The 22,506-nt window shown below is 58.1% G+C and carries 20 protein-coding genes; 6 read left to right on the forward strand and 14 right to left on the reverse strand.

Features of this window, described 5'->3' with window-relative positions:
• Nucleotides 1–7: 7 nt before the first annotated feature.
• Together ptsI and crr are read left to right on the forward strand one after the other, a co-directional pair.
• A complete protein-coding gene (ptsI, locus tag BMW97_RS15575; RefSeq protein WP_023332954.1) occupies nt 8–1,735 on the forward strand; it encodes a phosphoenolpyruvate-protein phosphotransferase PtsI in 1,728 nt (575 codons plus the stop codon).
• A 40-nt stretch (nt 1,736–1,775) separates the two neighbouring features.
• Nucleotides 1,776–2,285, forward strand: coding sequence for a PTS glucose transporter subunit IIA (gene crr / locus BMW97_RS15580; RefSeq protein ID WP_003861316.1), 510 nt, complete (start codon nt 1,776–1,778; stop codon nt 2,283–2,285).
• Nucleotides 2,286–2,329: 44 nt separating this feature from the next.
• Here the strand turns inward: crr and pdxK are convergent, their stop codons facing one another.
• From pdxK to BMW97_RS15630, 10 genes are all read right to left on the reverse strand, one after another.
• Nucleotides 2,330–3,166 (reverse strand): pyridoxine/pyridoxal/pyridoxamine kinase, encoded by an 837-nt coding sequence (gene pdxK, locus BMW97_RS15585; RefSeq protein ID WP_023308730.1) that lies wholly within the window; start codon nt 3,164–3,166, stop codon nt 2,330–2,332.
• Between the two features lie 5 nt (nt 3,167–3,171).
• Nucleotides 3,172–4,083, reverse strand: coding sequence for a cysteine synthase CysM (gene cysM, locus BMW97_RS15590; RefSeq protein ID WP_044597836.1), 912 nt, complete (start codon nt 4,081–4,083; stop codon nt 3,172–3,174).
• A gap of 118 nt (nt 4,084–4,201) precedes the next feature.
• On the reverse strand, nt 4,202–5,296 hold the full coding sequence (gene cysA, locus BMW97_RS15595) for a sulfate/thiosulfate ABC transporter ATP-binding protein CysA (RefSeq protein WP_008501607.1): 1,095 nt from the start codon (nt 5,294–5,296) through the stop codon (nt 4,202–4,204).
• A complete protein-coding gene (gene cysW / locus BMW97_RS15600; protein ID WP_045909450.1) occupies nt 5,286–6,161 on the reverse strand; it encodes a sulfate/thiosulfate ABC transporter permease CysW in 876 nt (291 codons plus the stop codon). Before cysW ends, cysA begins: the two co-directional genes overlap by 11 nt.
• The gene (gene cysT, locus BMW97_RS15605) at nt 6,161–6,994 is read right to left on the reverse strand and encodes a sulfate/thiosulfate ABC transporter permease CysT (RefSeq protein WP_004123378.1); all 834 of its coding nucleotides are present in this window, start codon (nt 6,992–6,994) and stop codon (nt 6,161–6,163) included. Before cysT ends, cysW begins: the two co-directional genes overlap by 1 nt.
• Nucleotides 6,994–8,007 carry a sulfate ABC transporter substrate-binding protein gene (locus BMW97_RS15610; protein WP_045909451.1) on the reverse strand — a complete coding sequence of 338 codons (1,014 nt, stop codon included), beginning with the start codon at nt 8,005–8,007 and terminating at the stop codon, nt 6,994–6,996. The genes cysT and BMW97_RS15610 overlap by 1 nt, the downstream gene beginning before the upstream one ends.
• A 175-nt stretch (nt 8,008–8,182) precedes the next feature.
• Complete coding sequence (locus BMW97_RS15615) at nt 8,183–9,082, reverse strand: Dyp-type peroxidase (RefSeq protein WP_045909452.1); 900 nt, start codon at nt 9,080–9,082, stop codon at nt 8,183–8,185.
• A 92-nt stretch (nt 9,083–9,174) separates the two neighbouring features.
• Complete coding sequence (locus BMW97_RS15620) at nt 9,175–9,750, reverse strand: RpoE-regulated lipoprotein (protein ID WP_045909453.1); 576 nt, start codon at nt 9,748–9,750, stop codon at nt 9,175–9,177.
• A gap of 63 nt (nt 9,751–9,813) precedes the next feature.
• Nucleotides 9,814–10,263, reverse strand: a complete 450-nt coding sequence (locus tag BMW97_RS15625; RefSeq protein ID WP_045909454.1) for a DUF2919 domain-containing protein — start codon at nt 10,261–10,263, stop codon at nt 9,814–9,816.
• A complete protein-coding gene (locus tag BMW97_RS15630; RefSeq protein ID WP_090392981.1) occupies nt 10,250–10,675 on the reverse strand; it encodes a GNAT family acetyltransferase in 426 nt (141 codons plus the stop codon). Before BMW97_RS15630 ends, BMW97_RS15625 begins: the two co-directional genes overlap by 14 nt.
• A 212-nt stretch (nt 10,676–10,887) precedes the next feature.
• On the opposite strand from BMW97_RS15630, the gene amiA reads away from it, so the two are divergent.
• The gene (gene amiA, locus BMW97_RS15635; RefSeq protein ID WP_045909455.1) at nt 10,888–11,763 is read left to right on the forward strand and encodes an N-acetylmuramoyl-L-alanine amidase AmiA; all 876 of its coding nucleotides are present in this window, start codon (nt 10,888–10,890) and stop codon (nt 11,761–11,763) included.
• On the forward strand, nt 11,763–12,662 hold the full coding sequence (gene hemF / locus BMW97_RS15640; RefSeq protein ID WP_045909456.1) for an oxygen-dependent coproporphyrinogen oxidase: 900 nt from the start codon (nt 11,763–11,765) through the stop codon (nt 12,660–12,662). The genes amiA and hemF overlap by 1 nt, the downstream gene beginning before the upstream one ends.
• A gap of 79 nt (nt 12,663–12,741) precedes the next feature.
• On the opposite strand, the gene maeB is transcribed toward hemF, so the two are convergent.
• Nucleotides 12,742–15,021, reverse strand: a complete 2,280-nt coding sequence (gene maeB, locus BMW97_RS15645) for an NADP-dependent oxaloacetate-decarboxylating malate dehydrogenase (RefSeq protein WP_045406103.1) — start codon at nt 15,019–15,021, stop codon at nt 12,742–12,744.
• Nucleotides 15,022–15,310: 289 nt separating this feature from the next.
• Between maeB and tal the strand changes: the two genes are divergently transcribed.
• Both tal and tkt read left to right on the forward strand, forming a co-directional pair.
• A complete protein-coding gene (gene tal, locus BMW97_RS15650) occupies nt 15,311–16,261 on the forward strand; it encodes a transaldolase (RefSeq protein WP_045909457.1) in 951 nt (316 codons plus the stop codon).
• Between the two features lie 19 nt (nt 16,262–16,280).
• Nucleotides 16,281–18,269 (forward strand): transketolase, encoded by a 1,989-nt coding sequence (gene tkt, locus BMW97_RS15655; RefSeq protein WP_045909458.1) that lies wholly within the window; start codon nt 16,281–16,283, stop codon nt 18,267–18,269.
• Between the two features lie 430 nt (nt 18,270–18,699).
• On the opposite strand, the gene BMW97_RS15660 is transcribed toward tkt, so the two are convergent.
• The 3 genes from BMW97_RS15660 to aegA form a co-directional block, all read right to left on the reverse strand.
• Nucleotides 18,700–19,743 carry a DUF1176 domain-containing protein gene (locus BMW97_RS15660; RefSeq protein ID WP_045908589.1) on the reverse strand — a complete coding sequence of 348 codons (1,044 nt, stop codon included), beginning with the start codon at nt 19,741–19,743 and terminating at the stop codon, nt 18,700–18,702.
• Nucleotides 19,744–19,844: 101 nt separating this feature from the next.
• Nucleotides 19,845–20,438, reverse strand: coding sequence for a GDP-mannose pyrophosphatase NudK (gene nudK, locus BMW97_RS15665; RefSeq protein ID WP_045908588.1), 594 nt, complete (start codon nt 20,436–20,438; stop codon nt 19,845–19,847).
• Between the two features lie 66 nt (nt 20,439–20,504).
• Nucleotides 20,505–22,484: a formate-dependent uric acid utilization protein AegA gene (aegA, locus tag BMW97_RS15670; RefSeq protein ID WP_045908587.1), complete on the reverse strand. Its 1,980-nt coding sequence runs from the start codon at nt 22,482–22,484 to the stop codon at nt 20,505–20,507.
• Nucleotides 22,485–22,506 lie beyond the last annotated feature (22 nt).

Raw genomic sequence — 22,506 nt, forward strand, 5'->3', positions numbered from 1 at the left:
TAGGGTTATGATTTCAGGCATTTTAGCATCCCCGGGTATCGCTTTCGGCAAAGCACTGCTGCTGAAAGAAGACGAGATCGTCATCGACCGGAAAAAAATTTCTGCCGACAAGGTTGATCAGGAAGTTGAACGTTTTCTGAGCGGTCGTGCCAAGGCATCTGCGCAACTGGAAGCAATCAAAACTAAAGCTGGCGAAACTTTCGGTGAAGAAAAAGAAGCCATCTTCGAAGGGCACATCATGCTGCTCGAAGATGAGGAGCTGGAGCAGGAAATCATAGCCCTGATTAAAGATAAAGGCATGACGGCCGACGCGGCTGCGCATGAAGTTATCGAAGGTCAGGCAACTGCCCTGGAAGAACTGGATGATGAATACCTGAAAGAGCGTGCGGCTGACGTACGTGACATCGGTAAGCGCCTGCTGCGCAACATCCTGGGTCTGGCCATTATCGACCTGAGCGCAATTCAGGATGAAGTGATCCTGGTTGCCGCGGACCTCACCCCGTCTGAAACCGCACAGCTGAACCTGAAAAAGGTCCTCGGTTTCATCACCGACGCGGGTGGCCGTACCTCCCACACCTCTATCATGGCGCGTTCTCTGGAACTGCCTGCCATCGTGGGTACCGGTAGCGTCACCTCTCAGGTGAAAAACGGCGACTATCTGATTCTGGATGCCGTAAACAATCTGGTTTACGTCAACCCAACCAATGAAGAGATCGATAAACTGCGCGCGGTTCAGGAGCAGGTTGCGACTGAAAAAGCGGAACTCGCTAAGCTGAAAGACCTGCCAGCCATCACCCTGGACGGCCATCAGGTTGAAGTGTGCGCAAACATCGGTACCGTCCGCGACGTTGATGGCGCTGAGCGCAACGGTGCGGAAGGCGTAGGTCTCTATCGTACTGAATTCCTGTTCATGGACCGCGACGCACTGCCTACAGAAGAAGAGCAGTTTGCCGCGTATAAAGCCGTGGCTGAAGCGTGTGGCTCTCAGGCGGTTATCGTCCGTACCATGGACATCGGTGGCGACAAAGAGCTGCCGTACATGAACTTCCCGAAAGAAGAGAACCCGTTCCTGGGCTGGCGTGCAATCCGTATCGCGATGGATCGTAAAGAGATCCTGCGTGACCAGGTTCGCGCGATCCTGCGTGCCTCTGCGTTCGGTAAGCTGCGCATCATGTTCCCGATGATTATCTCTGTTGAAGAAGTGCGTGCACTGAAGAAAGAGATCGAAATCTACAAACAGGAACTGCGTGACGAAGGTAAAGCGTTTGACGAGTCAATCGAGATCGGCGTGATGGTGGAAACACCAGCGGCGGCGACCATTGCGCGTCATTTAGCCAAAGAAGTTGATTTCTTTAGTATCGGTACCAATGATTTAACGCAGTACACCCTGGCAGTTGACCGTGGTAATGATATGATTTCACATCTCTACCAGCCAATGTCACCGTCCGTACTGAACTTGATCAAGCAAGTTATTGATGCTTCTCATGCAGAAGGTAAATGGACTGGCATGTGTGGTGAGCTTGCAGGCGACGAACGTGCTACACTTCTGTTGCTGGGTATGGGTCTGGACGAATTCTCTATGAGCGCCATTTCCATCCCGCGCATTAAGAAGATTATCCGTAACACGAACTTCGAAGATGCGAAGGTGTTAGCAGAGCAGGCTCTTGCTCAACCGACAACGGACGAGTTAATGACGCTGGTTAACAAGTTCATTGAAGAAAAAACAATCTGCTAATCCACGAGATGCGGCCCAAATTACTGCTTAGGAGAAGATCATGGGTTTGTTCGATAAACTGAAATCTCTGGTTTCTGATGATAAGAAAGACTCCGGAACTATTGAGATTGTTGCTCCGCTCTCCGGCGAGATCGTCAACATCGAAGACGTGCCGGATGTAGTGTTTGCTGAGAAAATCGTTGGTGATGGCATTGCTATCAAACCAACTGGCAACAAAATGGTTGCTCCAGTTGACGGCACCATCGGTAAAATTTTTGAAACCAACCATGCGTTCTCTATCGAATCTGATAGCGGTATCGAACTGTTCGTTCACTTCGGTATCGACACCGTTGAACTGAAAGGCGAAGGCTTCAAACGTATCGCGGAAGAAGGCCAGCGTGTGAAAGTTGGCGACCCGGTGATTGAATTCGATCTGCCACTGCTGGAAGAAAAAGCCAAGTCTACCCTGACTCCGGTTGTTATCTCCAACATGGACGAAATCAAAGAACTGATCAAACTGTCTGGCAGCGTCACCGTGGGTGAAACCCCGGTTATCCGCATCAAGAAGTAATTCTTGCCGCACAGTAAAATGGCGCCTTCGGGCGCCATTTTTGTTTATGCCGGCAGGATAAGCTCGTCGTAGCCTTTCGACTGGGTATAGAGCATCACGTCCGTCACCCGATCGCCAGCCATGCGAATGGCATCGGCAACGGTTTTCCCCTCAACAATGCCGCTCACCAGTTCTGAACAGAACAGATCGCCCGTCCCTTTCAGATCGGTTTCTACCCGCGGATGCGCACTGACGGTAACGCCCTCGCGGGTGACCAGCACCACGTGGATGTTTTGCGGGTCGTCAGCGACCGGCGCACTGGTGATCGCCACCCATTTCAGGCTCTCAGAGAGCAGTCCCTGTGCCGCCGCGATGGCGCTTTCCGGCGTGCGGCACGGTTTGCCGCTTAGCACTTCCAGCTCATAGACGTTTGGCGTGATCCCTTGCGCCAGCGGCAGCAGGTGCTCCCGATACGCCTCGGGGATCTCGGGTTTCACGTACATTCCGCTGTCGATATCGCCGATAACCGGGTCGACCAGCACCAGCAGGTCAGGATGCTGCGCTTTGACCGCCTTCAGCCACTGCGCCAGCAGGACGATCTGGCTGGCATTTCCCATATAGCCGGTAGTGACCGCCTTAAGCTCGCGCAGGATCTCGCGCTCTTCCAGCGCCTTCAGGTAGCCGCTGAACCACTCGTCGGGGATCACGCCGCCGTAGAACGTGTCATAGTGTGGCGTGTTGCTGAACAGTACCGTTGGCACGGCGGTGACGTTCAGCCTGTGGGTTCGTATATTCGGCACCGCGATGCTGTTTCCCACGCTGCCATACACCACCTGCGACTGCACCGCGACAATATCGGTTTGCTGCGCCCGGGTATTATCCCGGAATAGAATCATCTCCATGACGCTTAAATTCCCGCCCCCTGCGAATAACTCTCTTCACCAAAGACGCCGGTAGACAGATAGCGATCGCCGCGATCGCAAATAATCGCCACCACCACCGCGCCCGGGTTTGCCTGCGCCACCCGAATCGCGCCCGCTACCGCGCCGCCCGAGCTGACGCCGCAGAAGATGCCTTCGCGCACGGCCAGCTCACGCATAGTATTTTCCGCCTCGCGCTGGTGAAGATCCAGCACCTGGTCCACAAGCTGCGCATTAAAGATGCCGGGCATATACTCCGCCGGCCAGCGGCGAATGCCCGGAATGCTGCTCCCCTCTTCCGGCTGCAGGCCGACAATGGTGACGGCTTTATCCTGCTCGCGCAGAAAACGCGATACCCCGGTAATGGTGCCGGTGGTGCCCATGCTGGAGACAAAATGGGTGATTCGCCCGTCGGTTTGCTGCCAGATTTCCGGGCCGGTGGTGGTGTAGTGGGCGTAAGGGTTGTCCGGGTTATTAAACTGATCGAGCAGTTTACCTTCACCGCGCTCGGCCATTTCTAACGCTAGGTCGCGCGCGCCTTCCATCCCCTGCTCTTTGGTCACCAGAATCAGCTCGGCTCCGTAGGCACGCATCGCGGCGCGGCGCTCCTGGCTCATGTTATCCGGCATCAGCAGCTTCATGCGGTAGCCTTTCAGCGCCGCAATCATGGCCAGGGCGATACCGGTGTTGCCGCTGGTGGCTTCAATCAGCACGTCGCCCGGCTTAATCTCGCCGCGCTTTTCGGCCTGGACGATCATCGACAGCGCGGCACGGTCTTTCACCGACCCCGCCGGGTTATTACCTTCGAGTTTGACCCAGATTTCGCTGCCGTTGTCTGGCCCCATGCGCTGAAGCTTGACCAGAGGCGTGTTGCCGATGGTATGTTCGAGTGTATTCACGATTTTTACTCAATAAAAAAGCCGGGTTGCGCGCAGCGATCCCGGCCTACAAGACACAGTTTTAGCTGTATGCCCGGTCAGCGCAGCGCCACCGGGCGATAAACATCCTAATAAACTATCAGGCTGACTCCGCCAGAGCAATATCCTCGCGCGTCTCGATGCGTTCCTTGCCGTGATAAATACGGGCATGCTGTAGACCGACAAACAGGCGTTCTCCCCGATGCGGCGGGACGTCGTCGCGCATGACCACCGTCAGCGGCTCGGTATACCAGCCCAGCGGCTGTACCACCAGTTGGGTATAGTGCCCTTTAGGGCTCGCTTCCAGCACCTGCACCGGCAGCGGTGAATCCAGGCTGGTTCGACGGCTCACATCCACTTCCCACGGACGCAGGAACAGATCGACCGGCCCCTGATGCGCGGAGGTATAGCCCAGCGGCCAGCGGTGCGCGCCGACGTGGAACTGTCCGCCGCGAATGGTGCCCTGCAGACGGTTCACCTCGCCCATAAACTCCAGCACGAAGCGGGTCGCCGGTTCACGCCAGAGTTGTTCCGGCTCGTCAACCTGCTCAATGTTGCCCTGACTCATGACCACAACGCGATCCGCGACTTCCATCGCCTCTTCCTGGTCGTGGGTCACAAAGACGCTGGTGAATTTCAGCTCTTCATGGAGCTGACGCAGCCAGCGGCGCAGCTCTTTACGCACCTGCGCATCCAGCGCGCCAAAGGGTTCATCCAGCAGCAGAATTTGCGGCTCAACGGCCAGCGCGCGCGCCAGCGCCACGCGCTGTTTCTGCCCGCCGGACAGCTGGGCCGGGAAACGGTCCGCCAGGTGAGCCAGCTGCACCATCTCCAGCAGTTTGGTCACTTTCGCCTTAATGGTTGCCGCATCCGGGCGTTCGCGACGCGGCAGCACGGTGAGGCCAAACGCAATGTTGTCAAACACGGTCATGTGGCGGAACAGCGCGTAGTGCTGGAACACAAAGCCCACTTTACGATCGCGGGCGTGCAGGCGGCTCACGTCGGTACCGTGGAAGCGGATGTGCCCGCTGGTCTGATGCTCAAGCCCGGCGATAATACGCAGCAGCGTGGTTTTGCCGGAGCCAGACGGCCCCAGCAGCGCCACCATTTGTCCGGAAGGGATATCCAGCGAGATATCATTCAGCACCTGGGTGCGACCAAAAGACTTCTTAATATTGGCAATCTCAATGCTCATGATTTCCCTCCTGATGCAGACGTTTTTCCTGATTTTCTAAACGCCACTGCACCACACTCTTCAAAAACAGGGTCAAAATAGCCATCAGCGTCAGCAACGCTGCGGCAGTAAAGGCGCCGATGGTGTTGTAGTCCTGCTGCAGCAGTTCAATCTGGAGCGGCAGCGACAGGGTTTCACCGCGAATGGATCCGGAAACAACGGAAACAGCACCGAACTCGCCAATCGCGCGGGCGTTGGTCAGCACCACGCCGTAAAGCAGTGCCCAGCGAATGTTCGGCAGCGTCACGCGACGAAACATTTGCCAGCCTGAAGCCCCCAGCAGCACCGCCGCTTCATCTTCGTTGCTCCCCTGGCTTAACATCACCGGCACCAGCTCACGCACCACGAACGGACAGGTCACGAAGATGGTAACCAGCACCATGCCTGGCCAGGCGAACATGATCTGCAGGTTATGCGCATCCAGCCAGCCGCCCAGCGGGCCGTTGGAGCCGTAGAAGAGCAGGTACACCAGACCGGCCACCACAGGCGACACGGCAAACGGAATATCCAGCAGGGTCAGCAGCAGCTGACGTCCCGGGAAGTTAAAGCGCGTCACCAGCCACGCCAGCAGGGTACCAAACACCAGGTTCACCGGAACGGTAATCAGGGCAATCAGCACGGTCAGCCAGATGGCGTGCAGCATATCCGGGTTCGCCAGGTTTTCCAGCGCGGGCATCAGGCCCTTGCTGAACGCCTGAACGAAGATATAAATCGTCGGCACGACGAGAATGAGGGCGGACACCAGCACGCCCGCCCCAATCAGAAACCATTTACCCCAGTTGATGCGGGGCGCATCGTATCGCTTCAATTGCGTAACTTCCGCCATCAGTGACCTACCACACGTCGACCAAAGCGACTTTGCAGAGTGTTAATCGAGTACAGCAGCAGCAGCGAGGCCGCGAGGATCACCGAAGCAATCGCGCTCGCCGCCGGATAATCAAACTCCTGCAGGCGAATGAAAATCATCAGCGAGGTCACTTCCGTTTTCCAGGCGATGTTCCCGGCGATAAAAATCACCGCGCCGAACTCGCCGAGGCTGCGGGTAAACGACAGCGCGACGCCCGCCATCAGCGCCGGAGACAGCTCCGGCAGCACCACCTTGCGGAAGCTCTGCCAACGCGTGGCGCCCAGCGTTTCCGCCGCTTCTTCGTATTCCGGACCTAACTCTTCCAGCACCGGCTGCACGGTACGCACCACAAACGGGATGCTGGTAAAGGCCATCGCCACCGCGATACCGAGCCAGGTATAGGTCACCTTGATGTCAAATTTCGCCAGCCACTCGCCGTACAGCCCGTTCACGGAGAAAAGCGACGCGAGGGTTAAGCCGGCGACCGCCGTCGGCAGCGCAAACGGCAGATCCATCAGGGCGTCAAGCAGCGTGCGGCCCGGGAAGCGATAGCGGGTTAAAATCCATGCCATCAGCAGACCAAACACGCCGTTAAAAATGGAGGCGACAAACGCCGACAGCAGCGTCACCTTATAGGCCGCCACCACCTGGGGGTTAGTGACCACGTCCCAGTACTGCGCCCAGCTCATCTGCGCAAGCTGCATCACCAGGGCGCTGAGCGGCAACAGCAGGATCAGGCAAACGAACAGCAGGCTGGTCCCGAGGCTTAAGGTAAAGCCCGGCAGCACGCGTTTAGTCGATACTGCAAACATTACTTATGCCCCGCCGCCAGCAGTTTGTCTAACTCACCGCCGCTGGCAAAATGCGTTTTCATCACGTCTGGCCAGGAGCCAAAATGATCTTCCACGCGGAACAGCGCGGTCTGCGGGAATTTATCTTTCAGCTTGTTCATCACGTCCGGGTTGTTCACGCGGTAGTAGTAATCGGTAATGATGGTCTGCGCCTGACGGCTGTACAGGTAGTTGAGATAGGCTTTTGCCGCTTTCTCGGTGCCGTTTGCCTGCACGTTTTTATCCACCCATGCGACCGGGAATTCGGCCAGAATGTTGGTTTTCGGGATAACCACCTCAAAGCCCTGCGCTTCATACTGTTTGCGGATGTTGTTCACTTCCGACTCGAAGCTGATCAGCACATCGCCCAGACCGCGCTCTGCGAAAGTCGTGGTCGCCCCGCGGCCGCCGGTATCAAACACTTCGACGTTTTTCAGGAACTGGGTCATGAACTGCTCGGTTTTGGCTTTATCGTTACCGTCAGCCTTGTCCGCCGCGCCCCACGCCGCTAAATAGGTGTAACGCGCGTTACCGGAGGTTTTTGGGTTCGGGAAAATGAGTTTCACGTCGGAACGCACCAGGTCGCTCCAGTCGTGGATATTCTTCGGATTGCCCTTGCGCACCAGGAAACCCATGGTGGAATAGAACGGCGAGCTGTTGTTCGGCAGACGGCTCTGCCAGTCCGCCGGGATGAGCTTGCCTTTGTCATGCAGGATCTGCACGTCAGTGACCTGGTTGTAGGTCACCACATCCGCTTTCAGCCCCTGGAGAATGGCCAGCGCCTGCTTGGACGAACCGGCGTGGGACTGCTTGATGGTCAGCTTATCGCCGTTATTGTCTTTCGCCCACTGCTGTTCGAACGGGGGGTTAAGGGCGGCAAACAGCTCGCGGGAGACGTCATACGAACTGTTCAACAGTTCAGTCGCCTGCGCCTGTGCCACCAGCAGTAAACCTGCCAGCGCCAGAGTTCCTTTTTTCAGTACAGTAACGGCCATTGCGCACCCTTATAAATGTGATGACTATCTTATAGTCATAATATTTATAACGGGGATGAAAGGAGTAACGGTTTTATATACCGTTTGGTGATTTAGAAGCAGAAAAGGGAATAAGGGGCAGGGAAAATTGCCGGGTAGCGCTAACGCTTACCCGGCCTACGTATGGAGAGCGGTTTTACAGCGCCAGCAGACGCTCAACGGACGGCGCGAAGTAGTAGCCGCCGGTCACCGGTTTGGTGAAGCGCAGCATGGCGTCGCGCTTGCCGTCGGTATCGCCGAACATGCTCAGCAGTTGCTGTTCAATATTATACAGGCGCGCGCAGTAGGCGCAGAAGTAGAGGCCGTGCGTGCCGCTTGCCGTGCCGTACGGCAGGCTCTGGCGGACAATCTTCAGTCCTTTACCGTCTTCCTTGAGGTCAACGCGGGTCAGGTGCGAGGTGACCGGACGGTCATCACCGTCGATCTCTTCGTTGGCCTCTTTCGTACGGCCAATCATCATCTCCTGGTCGTGCACGCTCATGCGGTTAAGCTGCTTGAGGTTATGCTCCCAGCGCTGCACGAACACGTAGCTGCCGCCCGCGTCCACGCCGTCTTTGATTACCGCGACTTCACGACGCGTCTCTTCACCCGCCGGGTTTTCCGTTCCGTCGACGAAGCCGCTCAGATCGCGCTCTTCGACCCAGCGGAAACCGTGAACCTCTTCCTGCACCTCAATGCTGTCGCCAAAGGCCGCCACCGCAGCCTGGGCAACGGAGAAGTTCACGTCGTGACGCAGAGAAAGAATGTGGATCAGCACGTCGTACTGGGTCGCCGGAGCCAGGCCTTTGCCGTAAGGGGTGAAGTCTTTCAGCTCTTCCGCCCCTTCCCCGCCGCTCAGCTGACGCCAGACGTTATTGCCAAACGCAACGACGGCGCCGAGGTGGGCTTCCGGGAATTTGGCCTGGAAGGTCGCCAGTTTATCAATAAACGCTTTGCTGGCCGCACGCAGGGCATCCACGTCCCCTTTGACATTGGCTTCAATCCAAATCGCCGCGCGGCAATGTTCTGGCAAAATGCCACTCTGAACCTGAGACATCGCTCCTCCTGAAATAAAGATGCCACGTCAGCGTGGCATTGATGGCGGCTATTATACCCGGATTTCAGCGAGGCGGTTTGTTCAGACGCAAATTACTGCTTCCAGAGTATTTTGCTCACCTTCCAGCTCTTCAGCGTGTCGTCAGACGGCATCAACCCTTCCGGACCGCTCCAGGTGCCGGTAAAAACATAGCTGATGTGCTGGCTGCCTTCCGCCTTACACTCCACTGCAACCTTGTCGTCGGATGGCGCGCTGGAGCAGTTGCCAAAGGCCTGCTTATAAAGATCGCTAAACGGGGTCCCGACCTTCACGCCGCTGGCGGTCGGAATATCTTCGTCCATCACCGCGATCCGGTTTACCGTGCCTTTGTCACCGTTGATCACCAGTGCCAGCTTATCGCCCTTCAGCGCTTCGTAATAGCGCACTATATTGCCATTCTCTGTTTTCATGCCGCTGCGCAGGCGGTAATCGCTGCTGAGCGCATCCTGAATAGCATTCTGATCCAGCGCCGTCGCGGCGGTAATTTTCCCCACGCCCTGCTCGGTCACTTCCGTTGATGAGCCAAACCAGTTCCACGGATACGCGGCGGACCAGTTAATGGAGGAGAGCGTCGAACAGCCGGTCAATGCCAGCGGGAGAGCGCATAAGAGTAAACGCAGCGATTTCATTGAAACGTCCTTACGTGTTAAATCAACGCTTGTTGGAGTGCGACATCGGCAAAAAGTGCCGCATTAATCATCCTGCGGCGCAAAACAGGCGCGAAGGCGCGGGTTGGTCAGCAGCCACAGCAGCGCCACAATATCGGCAACCACCAGCGCAACGCCGATGCCCGTCAGCGGTTCACCGTACCACCAGAGTACCGGCTGCCAGAAGAGCAGCGCAATCTGGGCAAGGATCAGCAGCCCACGAAGCGCGCGCCACAAACGCGGGATCGTATGCCGTCGGCCGCTGCATAAGAAAGCCACCACCGCCGGTACGCCCGGCAGCAAGCCGAGCCAGAAGGCATCGTGATCGGGATAAAAGAGCGTCAGCAGCGTGTCGCCCTGCCCGCGCGACGCGGCGGCCATCACGAACAGCACCCAGGTCCGGGCCTGGAGCAGCAGAACGCACCAGAATAAAAAGGGCAGCCTGACGCGCCCCTGCGCGTCATAGTCTGCCGGATGGATCTCAGTACTCTTCATCTTCGATGAGACGCTTCCCTAAATTCAGCACGTAAGCGTGTACGTAGCCCAGGCGTTCATACATGCCCAGCACCACGTCGTTATCTTCCCGCACCATGATCTGGATTTTCGGACAGCCGCGGGCGATCAGCTTCTTCTCGAGCCGGTTGAGCAGCGCATTGGCGATGCCGCGACCACGGTATTCCGGGTGCACGCCCAGATAATAGGCCGAGCCGCGATGGCCGTCGTAACCGCCCATGACCGTCCCCACGACCTCGCCATTGACTTCCGCGACCAGAAACAGACTGACGTCGTGATTCACCTTACGTTCGATATCCATTTCCGGATCGTTCCACGGACGCAGCAGATCGCAGCGCTCCCAAAGGGTGATCACCTCTTCGAAATCTTCCTGGCGAAAAACGCGTATCTCCATGGTATTAACCGCCTTTTCGGGTTTAAAAACAGTGATTATGGCGCGAACCACGCCTTTAGCCAATAACCGGGGAAAATCTCGCCAAAATTTGGCATAATGTCACTTTGTCACGTATTGAAATGAAAAGTAAAACAATTCTCACTATGGACTGTCGTAACACTAAACGCGATACGATATAACACCAGGACCCCATTTTTTAGTATTCAGGCCGCATGAGCACATTCAAACCATTAAAAGCACTCACATCGCGTCGTCAGGTTCTCAAAGCGGGGCTGGCGGCCTTAACGTTAACGGGCATCGCAAAGCAGGCTCAGGCGAAAAACGAGAGCACGCTCAAAACCAGTAACGGACACAGCAAACCGAAAACGAAAAAGCCGGGCGCGAAGCGTCTGGTGATGCTCGACCCGGGCCACGGCGGTATTGATACCGGCGCCATCGGCAAAAACGGGTCGAAAGAAAAACACGTCGTGCTGGCGATTGCAAAAAATGTGCGGGCGATTTTACGCAGCAACGGCATTGACGCCCGCCTGACGCGCTCTGGCGACACCTTTATTCCGCTGTATGACCGCGTAGAGATCGCCCACCAGCACGGGGCGGATCTGTTTATGTCGATTCACGCCGACGGCTTTACCAACCCGTCAGCCGCCGGCGCCTCGGTGTTTGCGCTTTCCAACCGCGGCGCCAGTAGCGCCATGGCGAAATACCTCTCCGATCGCGAAAACCGGGCGGATGAAGTCGCCGGGAAGAAAGCCACTGACAAGGACCACCTGCTACAGCAGGTGCTGTTCGACCTCGTGCAGACGGATACGATCAAAAACAGCCTGACGCTCGGCTCGCATATTCTGAAAAAGATTAAGCCGGTGCATCGACTGCACAGTAAAGGCACCGAGCAGGCGGCGTTCGTGGTGCTGAAATCACCGTCCATCCCGTCCGTGCTGGTGGAAACCTCGTTCATTACCAACCCGGAAGAGGAGCGACTCCTCGGCACCGCGGCATTTCGTCAGAAGATTGCCAACGCCATCGCTTCCGGCATTATCAGTTACTTCAACTGGTTCGATAACCAAAAAGCGCACTCCAGGAAACGTTGATGAAACCCAATGCTCAACTGGTCAAAACGTTCCTGCTGCAGCTGCAGGATGAGATTTGCCAGAAACTGGCCGCCGCAGACGGCGGAGAATTTCAGGAAGATACCTGGCAGCGCGAGGCCGGTGGCGGCGGGCGCAGCCGCGTGCTGCGTAACGGCGGCATCTTTGAACAGGCCGGGGTGAATTTTTCCCACGTTCATGGCGACGCCATGCCCGCGTCTGCGACGGCACATCGTCCTGAGCTTGCGGGCCGCAGCTTCGAAGCGATGGGCGTCTCGCTGGTGGTGCATCCGCACAACCCGTTTGTGCCGACCAGCCACGCCAACGTGCGTTTTTTCATTGCGGAAAAGCCGGGGGCCGATCCGGTCTGGTGGTTTGGCGGCGGTTTCGACATGACGCCCTACTACGGCTTCGAAGAGGATGCCGTGCACTGGCACACCACCGCGCGGGACCTTTGTCTGCCGTTTGGCGAAGACGTTTACCCGAAATATAAAAAGTGGTGCGACGACTACTTTTACCTGAAGCACCGCGACGAGCAGCGCGGCATCGGCGGGTTGTTCTTTGACGACCTCAACACGCCTGATTTTGATACCGCGTTCAGCTTTATGCGCGCGGTAGGTGAAGGCTATACCGACGCCTATCTGCCCATCGTCGAACGCCGTAAAAACACCGACTACGGCGTGCGCGAACGTGAGTTCCAGCTCTACCGCCGCGGGCGCTACGTGGAGTTCAACCTTGTGTGGGATCGCGGGACGCTGTTTGGCCTGCAGACCGGCGGGCGCACGGAGTCGATTCTGATGTCGATGCCGCCGCTGGTGCGCTGGGAGTACTGCTACGAGCCAAAAGAAGGCAGCCCGGAGGCTGCCTTAAAAGAGTTTATTCAGGTTCGGGATTGGGTGTAACTGCCGGATGGCGCTGCGCTTATCCGGCCTACTCAACCCGTAGGTCGGGTAAGCGAACGCGCCACCCGAGACGCAGCAATTACAGCGGCTGCGTCTGCGCCTCAACCACCGCCAGCGCCACCATATTCACGATACGGCGCACGGAGGCAATCGGCGTTAACACATGCACCGGTTTTGCCACGCCCATCAGCACCGGTCCTACGGTCACCCCTTCAGAACTGGAGACGCGCAGCAGGTTATAGCTGATACGCGCCGCTTCCACGTTCGGCATAATCAGGATATTTGCCGATCCCTTCAGCGGGCTGTCCGGCATACGTTCGTTACGGATGCTCTCCACCAGCGCTGCATCGCCGTGCATTTCCCCGTCAATCATCAGCTCCGGCGCGCGCTCGCGCACCAGCGCCAGCGTCTCACGCATTTTGCACGCCGCCGCCGATTTAGACGAACCAAAGTTAGAGTGCGACAGCAGCGCCACCTTCGGTTCGATACCAAAGCGACGCACGGTCTCGGCGGCCATCACGGTGATCTCCGCCAGCTCGTCCGGGGTGGGATCGTCGTTAACGTAGGTATCGGCAATAAAGGTGTTGCCGCTTGGCAGCAGCAGGGCGTTCATCGCCCCGGCGGTGTGCACGCCGTCGCGATAGCCGAAGATCTCCTGCACCACGCTAAAGTGCTCGTGGTAATCGCCGATGGTGCCGCAGATCAGCGCATCCGCCTCGCCGCGATGAACCATGATCGCGCCGATCACCGTCGTGTTGCTGATGACGGCTTTCTGCGCCTGCTCCTGGGTGATCCCCCGACGTTTCATGATCGCGTAGTATTCGCTCCAGTACTCTTTGAAGCGCGGATCGGATTCGTTGTTGACGATCTCGAAGTCGACGCCCGGCTTAATCTGCAGGCCCAGCTTCTGGATACGCATTTCGATCACGCTCGGACGACCAATCAGAATCGGCTTCGCCAGGCCTAAGGTGATCAGCTCCTGGGTGGCGTGCAGCACGCGCGCCTCTTCCCCTTCCGCCAGCACCACGCGCTTCGCGTCGGCGCGCGCCTGGGAGAAGATCGGCTTCATGAACAGGTTCGTTTTATAAACAAACTCGGTGAGTTTATCGACGTAAGCGTCGAAATCCTCAATCGGACGCGTCGCCACGCCGGAATCCATCGCCGCTTTGGCCACCGCAGGGGCAATTTTGACAATCAGACGCGGGTCGAACGGTTTTGGAATGATGTAGTCCGGGCCAAAGCTCAGATCCTGATCGCCATAGGCTGAGGCAACCACTTCGCTCTGCTCGGCGTGGGCCAGCTCCGCGATGGCGTGCACGGCGGCAAGCTTCATCTCTTCGTTGATTGCCGTCGCGCCGACGTCCAGCGCGCCGCGGAAGATGAACGGGAAGCAGAGCACGTTGTTGACCTGGTTCGGGTAGTCGGAACGCCCGGTACAGATAATGGCATCTTCACGCACCGCTTTCGCCAGCGGCGGCAGAATTTCCGGTTCCGGGTTGGCCAGGGCCAGGATCATCGGCGCGCGCGCCATCTTCTTCACCATCTCCTGGGTCAGCACCTTCGGACCCGAGCAGCCGAGGAAGATATCCGCGCCGTCGATCACGTCCTCAAGCGTGCGTTTACCGTCGTCTTCTACCGCATACGCCGCTTTGGTTTCCGCCATGTTCGGCTCGCGATCTTTGTAAATCACGCCCTTAGAGTCACAGACCACAATGTTGTGTTTCTGCATTCCCAGCGCCACCAGAAGGTTCATACAGGCGATGGCCGCGGCGCCTGCGCCCGACACCACCATGCGCACGTCGGAGAGATTTTTCTCCACCACGCGCAGGCCGTTGAGAATGGCGGCGGTGCTGATAATGGCCGTACCATGCTGGTCGTCATGGAACACGGGAATGTTCATACGCTCGCGCAGCTTCTGCTCGATATAGAAACATTCCGGCGCTTTAATGTCTTCCAGGTTGATCCCCCCGAAGGTCGGCTCCAGCGCGGCCACCACGTTGATGAATTTGTCAGGATCGAGCTCGTCCACCTCGATATCAAACACGTCGATACCGGCGAATTTCTTGAACAGCACCCCCTTGCCTTCCATCACCGGCTTACCGGCCAGCGCGCCGATGTTACCGAGACCCAGTACCGCCGTGCCGTTAGAGATCACGGCAACAAGGTTGCCACGCGCGGTATATTTGTAGGCCGCCAGCGGATCTTTTTCGATTTCCAGACACGGGGCCGCTACGCCCGGCGAATAGGCCAGCGCCAGATCGCGCTGGGTTGCCAGCGGTTTGGTTGGGGAGACCTGAATTTTGCCCGGGACAGGGAACTCGTGAAAATCGAGGGCACTCTGTTTCAACTGCTCATCCATCTTATTTATCCTTTCACGTATCGGTCAAAAGGGTGACGAAAGCGATCCGGTTGCACACCCTGGTGTGCCGCCTAGTATCGCCTCAGACTGCCTCCTAAACTTTGAAGGCTGCCAAACTCTCACCATCACACATTAAAAATTGTTATCAATTTATAACAGCCATGTTACCCGTCTCAAAAGCAATGCTTCCCCCGTCTGCTATGCTTTTTTGTTAAGTCCATCATGATTTTTCCAGAAGTGTGAACTAACGCACTCATCTAACTCTTTTATTTCCAAGGAGTAATCATTTATGAACCAGCTAGACGGCATCAAACAATTCACCACCGTGGTAGCCGACAGCGGCGATATCGAGTCGATTCGTCACTACCAGCCGGAGGATGCGACCACTAACCCTTCGCTACTGCTCAAGGCAGCCGGGCTTGCCCATTTTAGTCATCTGATTGATGACGCGATTGCCTACGGTAAGCAGCGCGGGAAAACGCAGGAGCAGCAGGTCGCCGAAGCCAGCGACAAGCTGGCGGTTAATTTTGGTGCGGAAATTCTTAAAAGCATTCCGGGGCGCGTCTCGACTGAAGTCGACGCCCGCCTCTCGTTCGATAAAGAAAAGAGCATTAATAAAGCGCGTCGTCTGGTGGAACTCTACCAGGAGCAGGGGATCGATAAATCACGCATTCTGATCAAGCTGGCGTCGACCTGGGAAGGCATCCGCGCCGCAGAGGTGCTGGAAAAAGAGGGGATTCACTGCAACCTGACGCTACTGTTCTCCTTTGCCCAGGCGCGCGCCTGTGCCGAAGCGGGCGTGTTCCTGGTGTCACCGTTTGTAGGCCGCATCTACGACTGGTACCAGGCGAAACAGCCGATGGATCCGTACGTGGTGGATGAGGACCCGGGGGTGAAATCGGTGCGCAATATTTACGACTACTACAAGCAGCATCGCTACGAAACCATCGTGATGGGGGCCAGCTTCCGCCGTACCGAGCAGATCCTTGCTCTGGCAGGCTGCGACCGCCTGACCATCTCCCCTAACCTGCTCAAAGAACTACAGGACAAAGAAGAGACGGTGATCCGCAAGCTGGTGCCAACCTCTACCGTTCTGCCAAAACCGAAAGCCATGACCGAAGCGGAGTTCCGCTGGGAGCACAATCAGGACGCAATGGCCGTGGAAAAACTGGCGGAAGGTATCCGTCTGTTCGCCGTCGACCAGCGCAAACTTGAAGATCTTCTCGCTGCCAAACTTTAACCTTGCCACGGAGTGAACTATGTCCCGTAAAGAGCTCGCCAATGCCATCCGCGCCCTCAGCATGGATGCCGTGCAGAAAGCCAATTCCGGCCACCCCGGCGCACCGATGGGCATGGCCGATATTGCCGAAGTGCTGTGGAACGACTTCCTGAAGCACAACCCCAACGATCCCACCTGGTATGACCGTGACCGCTTTATTCTCTCCAACGGCCACGCCTCGATGCTGCTCTACAGCCTGCTACACTTGTCCGGTTACGATCTGCCGCTTGAGGAGCTGAAAAACTTCCGCCAGCTGCACTCCAAAACCCCGGGACACCCGGAGATCGGCTATACGCCGGGCGTGGAGACCACCACCGGGCCGCTCGGTCAGGGGCTGGCAAATGCGGTCGGGCTGGCGATTGCCGAACGTACGCTGGCGGCACAGTTCAACCAGCCGGACCACGAGATTGTCGATCACTACACCTATGTGTTTATGGGTGACGGCTGTCTGATGGAGGGGATCTCCCACGAGGTCTGCTCCCTGGCGGGCACCCTGGGGCTGGGCAAGCTGATCGGGTTCTACGATCACAACGGCATCTCCATCGACGGGGAAACCGAAGGCTGGTTCACTGACGACACGGCAAAACGCTTCGAGGCCTACCACTGGCACGTGGTGCATGAGATCGACGGCCACGATCCTGAGGCGGTGAAAAAAGCGATTCAGGAAGCGCAGAGCGTGAAGGACAAACCGTCCCTGATTATCTGCCGCACGGTTATAGGCTTCGGCTCACCGAACAAGGCGGGCAAAGAAGAGGCGCACGGCGCGGCGCTGGGTGACGAAGAAGTGGCGCTGACCCGCCAGAAGCTGGGCTGGAAATACCCGCCATTTGAAATCCCGAAAGAGATCTACAGAGCCTGGGATGCCCGTGAAGCGGGTGAAAAAGCCCAGCACGCCTGGAACGAGAAGTTTGCCGCCTACAAAAAAGCGTACCCGGATCTGGCCGCCGAGTTTTCCCGCCGCATGAGCGGCGGTCTGCCGGAGGACTGGGACGATAAAACTCAGGCGCTGATTGAAAACCTGCAGTCCAACCCGGCAAAAATCGCCACCCGTAAGGCGTCGCAAAACACCCTGAATGCGATTGGCCCTCTTCTCCCTGAACTGCTGGGCGGCTCGGCGGATCTGGCACCGAGTAACCTGACCATCTGGTCGGGCTCGAAATCGCTGAAAGAGGACATTGCCGGGAACTATATCCACTACGGCGTGCGCGAGTTCGGGATGACCGCGATCGCCAACGGCATCGCTCACCACGGCGGCTTCGTGCCCTACACCGCCACCTTCCTGATGTTCGTCGAGTACGCCCGTAACGCGGCGCGCATGGCAGCGCTGATGAAGGCGCGGCAGATTATGGTCTATACCCACGACTCCATCGGTCTGGGAGAAGACGGTCCCACCCACCAGGCGGTTGAACAGCTGGCGAGCCTGCGCCTGACGCCAAACTTCAGCACCTGGCGTCCCTGCGATCAGGTCGAAGCGGCGGTGGGCTGGAAGCTGGCGGTAGAACGCCATAACGGCCCGACGGCACTGATTCTGTCACGCCAGAACCTGGCGCAGATAGAGCGCACGCCGGAGCAGGTGAAAAACATCGCTCGCGGCGGCTATATTCTGAAAGACAGCGGCGGCAAGCCGGACGTGATCCTGATTGCGACCGGTTCAGAGGTGGAAATCACGGTGAAAGCGGCGGAGAAACTGACCGCCGAAGGCCACGCGGTGCGGGTCGTCTCCCTGCCTTCCACGGATATCTTTGACGCCCAGGACGAGGCGTACCGGGAATCGGTCCTGCCGTCCAGCGTCACGGCGCGCGTGGCGGTGGAGGCCGGTATTGCCGACTACTGGTACAAGTATGTCGGGCTCAAAGGAGCGATTGTGGGCATGCGGGGCTACGGTGAGTCCGCTCCTGCCGATAAGCTGTTCCCGTACTTCGGCTTTACGGTTGAGAACGTGGTGGAGAAGGCGCTGAGCGTGCTGTAGTGCGGCCTGCGTTGCCGGGTGGCGCTATCGCTTACCCGGCCTACGGCTCGGTTTTTTGTAGGCCGGGTAAGGTGAAGCCGCCACCCGGCACATTGCCACAGACCGCAAGATTTGTAGGCCGGGTAAGGCGAAGCCACCACCCGGTACATTGCCACAGACCGCAAGATTTGTAGGCCGGGTAAGGCGAAGCCGCCACCCGGCACATTGCCACAGACCGCAAGATTTGTAGGCCGGGTAAGGCGAAGCCACCACCAGGCGCATTGCCACAGACCGCAAGATTCTTAGGCCGGGTAAGGCGAAGCCGCCCCCCGGCACATTGCCACAGACCACATGATTCGTAGGCCGGGTAAGGCGAAGCCACCACCCGGTACATTGCCACAGACCGCAAGATTTGTAGGCCGGGTAAGCGACTGCGCCACCCGGCTAAAAGCTACCGCGTGATCCACAGCGTGGGCCAGGCGTCTGGCCCGTTCCAGTTATCGCAGCTGGGTTCCTCAGCATAACGCACCAGGCGGAAACGCTGGCCGTCAAACCGCCAGCGCGTCTGGAACCCACAGTCGCCCATACCGCGCCCCAGCGAGAGCGTGGTCAGCTCGCGCGTCTTCTCATCAAAGCTGGCGTTCATCAACTCTATTTCGCTGCTGTCGCTTGACGGCGTAAACGGCAGACGCAGCCTGACGCTGCGGGCAGAGAACGGTTTCTTACGTGACACCAGCCACGCCAGATCGACGGTGTTATAGGCCCCCGCCTCGCAGCTGACGATCAGCAGCGCCTTGTCATCGGTTAACGCGGTGACGCGCACTTCCCGGCGGTTAGGATCCAGCGAGCACTGGCTGCTGTTCATCCTGCCGGTGCCATAATCCAGCAGGTCGTTCAGTTCGGCATGGGAAAGCGGTGTTGGGGTAGGATTAACGGTCGCCACCTTTTTCAGGGCGGGTGCGGGCGGTACGCTTAACGGCGGATCGTCACCTTTTCTGATCCACGCGGTTTCACTGCCCACGCGCTTTTGCTGCGCATCAATGAACAGCAGCGCGGCTTTCAGACCGCTCAGAGATATCACCTGCTTACCGCCGCGAAGGGTCAGGGCCTTCCCTTCCTGGATATTTTTCAGAAAGGCGGTGATGGTGGCCGCATCGTCCGTTTTCAGATGCCAGGGCGTCAGCTGCCAGCGCTGTTTGTCCAGCTTCAGGGGAATATTATCCAGCAGCAGCCGGGGGGCAATCTCAGGCTCTTTCACGGAAGGCGTATCAAGCCCGCCGAGATCGATACGCAGCGTGGCATCCGTTTTCGCCCCGGCGCTTCGGGTGAGCGTCATGACCAGACCACGGTGTTCGCCCGTGTTGCGGGCAAGGCAAAAGTTCTGGTTATTGCAGGTCACCTGCCAGTCAGAAAAGGCTTGCTGCGCGGGTGCAGCCCGCACCTGCGGCGCGAGGAGCACATAAAACAGGGAAAATAAAAAGACGCTGTAGCGCATGAATGGCACAATCCCGGAACGAAAACGCGTAACTGGGCAGTATCTTCGTGTTCCCGCCGGGGTTGCTCAATCGGATTTATCAGATATACCCGAAAAATAGGCTATATCCGTTCGAAAGGGGTATTCATCAGCCCGGTCGTCTGTAAATACTGCAGTAATATCACCGCCTTACCATCCCTGATTTCGCCTGAACGCACCATCTCCAGCGCCCGGGCAAAAGGAAGCTCCAGCACTTCGATATCTTCATCCTCTACGCCGCCGCCCCGGTGAGTGCGCTGCGCGTCGTTGTATTCCGCGATGAAGAAATGGACAATTTCCGTCACGCCGCCCGGCGACATAAACAGCTCGAAGACCTTTTTGACCTCGCCCACTTCGAAGCCGGTCTCTTCGACGGCCTCTTTGCGGATGCAGACTTCCGGCTCATCGTCATCGAGCAGGCCCGCGCAGGTTTCAATCAGACGTCCGTCCGGGTTGCCATTGACCCATGTTGCCACCCTGAACTGGCGGATCAGCACCACGCTCTGCTTTTCACGATTATAGAGCAGGATAGTTGCCCCGTTGCCGCGGTCGTAGACCTCGCGCCTGTGGCGGATCACTTCACCGTTGTTACGCGTCAGATCGTAGGTGATGTTACGCAGGACAAAGTAGTTTTCAGAGAGAATTTTGTCTTTGATAACGTCTATTTTCAGGGTCATACGGGCTCCACGACACAATGAGTCGTCCTATACTACGCCGTGAATCCCGCTTTGTCGCCCGCCGGATTAATGATGCTGTGGCGCATTACCTCCCAGCCAGTCGAGTATTCCTTGCGCGGCATGACGTCCTTCCGCCATCGCGGTCACCACCAGATCCGCGCCGCGTACCGCATCGCCCCCGGCGAAGATCTGCGGGTTGGTCGTCTGGTAACGGTAGCGGCTTTCGACCGAGGCCACGATCCGTCCCCAGTCGTCTGTTTCAACCCCCTGCGCCTGCAGCCAGGGCATCGCGTGAGGATTAAAACCAAACGCCATGATGACCGCATCCGCGGCCATCACAAACTCGCTGCCCGCCACCGGAACGGGCCGACGCCGTCCCTGCGCATCCGGTTCACCGAGCACGGTTCGCAGCATCCGGATACCGTTGACCTTACCGTTCGGATCCAGCGTCAGCTCAACCGGCTGAACGTTAAACTCAAACGCGGCCCCCTCTTCTCTGGCGTTCTTCACCTCTTTCTTCGAGCCTGGCATGTTGGCCTCATCCCGACGATAGGCGCAGGTGACGTTTGCCGCCCCGTGGCGTAACGCAGTACGGACGCAGTCCATCGCGGTGTCGCCTCCGCCCAGCACCACCACGTTCAGGCCACGGGTGTCGATGAACGGTTCGCTGGCCGTCGCCTCCAGCCCCATAACATGCCGCGTGTTGCCCACCAGGAAAGGCAGCGCGTCGTAGACCCCTGGCGCGTCCTCGTTCGGGATACCCGCCTTCATCGAACGATAGGTTCCCACCCCAATAAACAGGGCGTCGTAATCGTGCTTTAGCTGTGACATCGACACGTCCTGGCCCACCTCGCAGTTCAGCTCAAAGCGGATCCCCATCGCGGTAAATATCTCTCTGCGCCGCGCGAGCAGCGATTTGTCGAGCTTAAATGCCGGGATGCCAAAGGTCAGCAAACCGCCGATCTCCGGATGCCGGTCATAGACCGTCACGCTCACGCCGTGGCGCGCCAGCACGTCGGCGCACGCCAGCCCGGCGGGCCCCGCGCCGACAATCGCGACACGTTTACCTGACGGCGTGACGGCGGACATATCCGGCCGCCAGCCCATCGCCAGCGCCCGATCGGCGATATAGCGCTCAATGTTGCCGATGGTCACGGCGCCCGCCGCTTCACGCAGCGTGCAGGCCCCCTCGCATAGCCGGTCCTGCGGACAGACGCGGCCGGTAATTTCAGGTAAACAGTTGGTCTGATGAGAAAGCTCAGCCGCGCCGGTGATATCCTCCGCGTTGAGGCGCTCAATCCACTGCGGAATGTGGTTGTGTAGCGGGCAGGTCCATTCGCAAATGCTGTGCTCGCCGCACTTCAGGCAGCGCGACGCCTCGCGGGCGGCCTGTTCGGCCCGGAACGGCAGGTAAATTTCGCTAAAATGGCTCACGCGTTCGACGGCAGCCAGCTTGTCGGGCTCGCCGCGAGGCGCCGTCGCCTGCATCTGCTGCAGTTTGGTACGCGGCGCGTCCACGCTGACGGCCTCCGCATCATGCCAGGGTTGCGCCTCCAGGCAGGCCGTGCGCTGTCGGCGCGATTTCGCCAGATTATCCAGCACGGCAGGCGTCGCCAGGGAGAGGACATCTGCGGGGCAATTTTCGATACAGGCCGGGCCGTGTGGACGCGTCAGGCAGAGATCGCATTTATTCGCCGAGGCCTTCACGCTGCCATTGTCGAGCGGGGTGACGATAATCTCCATCGTGCCAAACGGGCAGGCCACCACGCAGGCCTTACAGCCGATGCATTTTTGTTGATTCACCTGTACGCTGTCATCGCATTTGCTGATGGCGCCGTTCGGGCAGCTTTGCGCGCAGGGTGCATTTTCGCAATGATGGCAGGTCACCGGGCGGCTCTTCTCGCCGGATCTCAGGACCGTGATACGGGGATGAAAATGGCGCTCGCTCAGGACATGCTGCTCATCGTTGTGCGCCATCACGCAGGCCACTTCGCAGGCGCGACACCCAATGCACTGCTGGCTGTTAGCCATAATAAAACGATTCATAACCACACCTGTTTTTGGTTCA

The sequence above is a fragment of the Enterobacter sp. NFIX58 genome (assembly GCF_900110475.1).
Taxonomy (GTDB): Bacteria; Pseudomonadota; Gammaproteobacteria; order Enterobacterales; family Enterobacteriaceae; genus Enterobacter; species Enterobacter quasiroggenkampii.

What these genes read in the sequence shown, in the direction of transcription:
- ptsI (WP_023332954.1), top strand. Translation starts at nt 8, where the DNA reads ATGATTTCAGGCATTTTAGCATCCCCGGGTATCGCTTTCGGCAAAGCA.
- crr (WP_003861316.1), top strand. Translation starts at nt 1,776, where the DNA reads ATGGGTTTGTTCGATAAACTGAAATCTCTGGTTTCTGATGATAAGAAA.
- pdxK (WP_023308730.1), bottom strand. Translation starts at nt 3,166, where the DNA reads ATGGAGATGATTCTATTCCGGGATAATACCCGGGCGCAGCAAACCGAT.
- cysA (WP_008501607.1), bottom strand. Translation starts at nt 5,296, where the DNA reads ATGAGCATTGAGATTGCCAATATTAAGAAGTCTTTTGGTCGCACCCAG.
- cysW (WP_045909450.1), bottom strand. Translation starts at nt 6,161, where the DNA reads ATGGCGGAAGTTACGCAATTGAAGCGATACGATGCGCCCCGCATCAAC.
- cysT (WP_004123378.1), bottom strand. Translation starts at nt 6,994, where the DNA reads ATGTTTGCAGTATCGACTAAACGCGTGCTGCCGGGCTTTACCTTAAGC.
- BMW97_RS15610 (WP_045909451.1), bottom strand. Translation starts at nt 8,007, where the DNA reads ATGGCCGTTACTGTACTGAAAAAAGGAACTCTGGCGCTGGCAGGTTTA.
- BMW97_RS15615 (WP_045909452.1), bottom strand. Translation starts at nt 9,082, where the DNA reads ATGTCTCAGGTTCAGAGTGGCATTTTGCCAGAACATTGCCGCGCGGCG.
- BMW97_RS15620 (WP_045909453.1), bottom strand. Translation starts at nt 9,750, where the DNA reads ATGAAATCGCTGCGTTTACTCTTATGCGCTCTCCCGCTGGCATTGACC.
- BMW97_RS15625 (WP_045909454.1), bottom strand. Translation starts at nt 10,263, where the DNA reads ATGAAGAGTACTGAGATCCATCCGGCAGACTATGACGCGCAGGGGCGC.
- BMW97_RS15630 (WP_090392981.1), bottom strand. Translation starts at nt 10,675, where the DNA reads ATGGAGATACGCGTTTTTCGCCAGGAAGATTTCGAAGAGGTGATCACC.
- amiA (WP_045909455.1), top strand. Translation starts at nt 10,888, where the DNA reads ATGAGCACATTCAAACCATTAAAAGCACTCACATCGCGTCGTCAGGTT.
- hemF (WP_045909456.1), top strand. Translation starts at nt 11,763, where the DNA reads ATGAAACCCAATGCTCAACTGGTCAAAACGTTCCTGCTGCAGCTGCAG.
- maeB (WP_045406103.1), bottom strand. Translation starts at nt 15,021, where the DNA reads ATGGATGAGCAGTTGAAACAGAGTGCCCTCGATTTTCACGAGTTCCCT.
- tal (WP_045909457.1), top strand. Translation starts at nt 15,311, where the DNA reads ATGAACCAGCTAGACGGCATCAAACAATTCACCACCGTGGTAGCCGAC.
- tkt (WP_045909458.1), top strand. Translation starts at nt 16,281, where the DNA reads ATGTCCCGTAAAGAGCTCGCCAATGCCATCCGCGCCCTCAGCATGGAT.
- BMW97_RS15660 (WP_045908589.1), bottom strand. Translation starts at nt 19,743, where the DNA reads ATGCGCTACAGCGTCTTTTTATTTTCCCTGTTTTATGTGCTCCTCGCG.
- nudK (WP_045908588.1), bottom strand. Translation starts at nt 20,438, where the DNA reads ATGACCCTGAAAATAGACGTTATCAAAGACAAAATTCTCTCTGAAAAC.
- aegA (WP_045908587.1), bottom strand. Translation starts at nt 22,484, where the DNA reads ATGAATCGTTTTATTATGGCTAACAGCCAGCAGTGCATTGGGTGTCGC.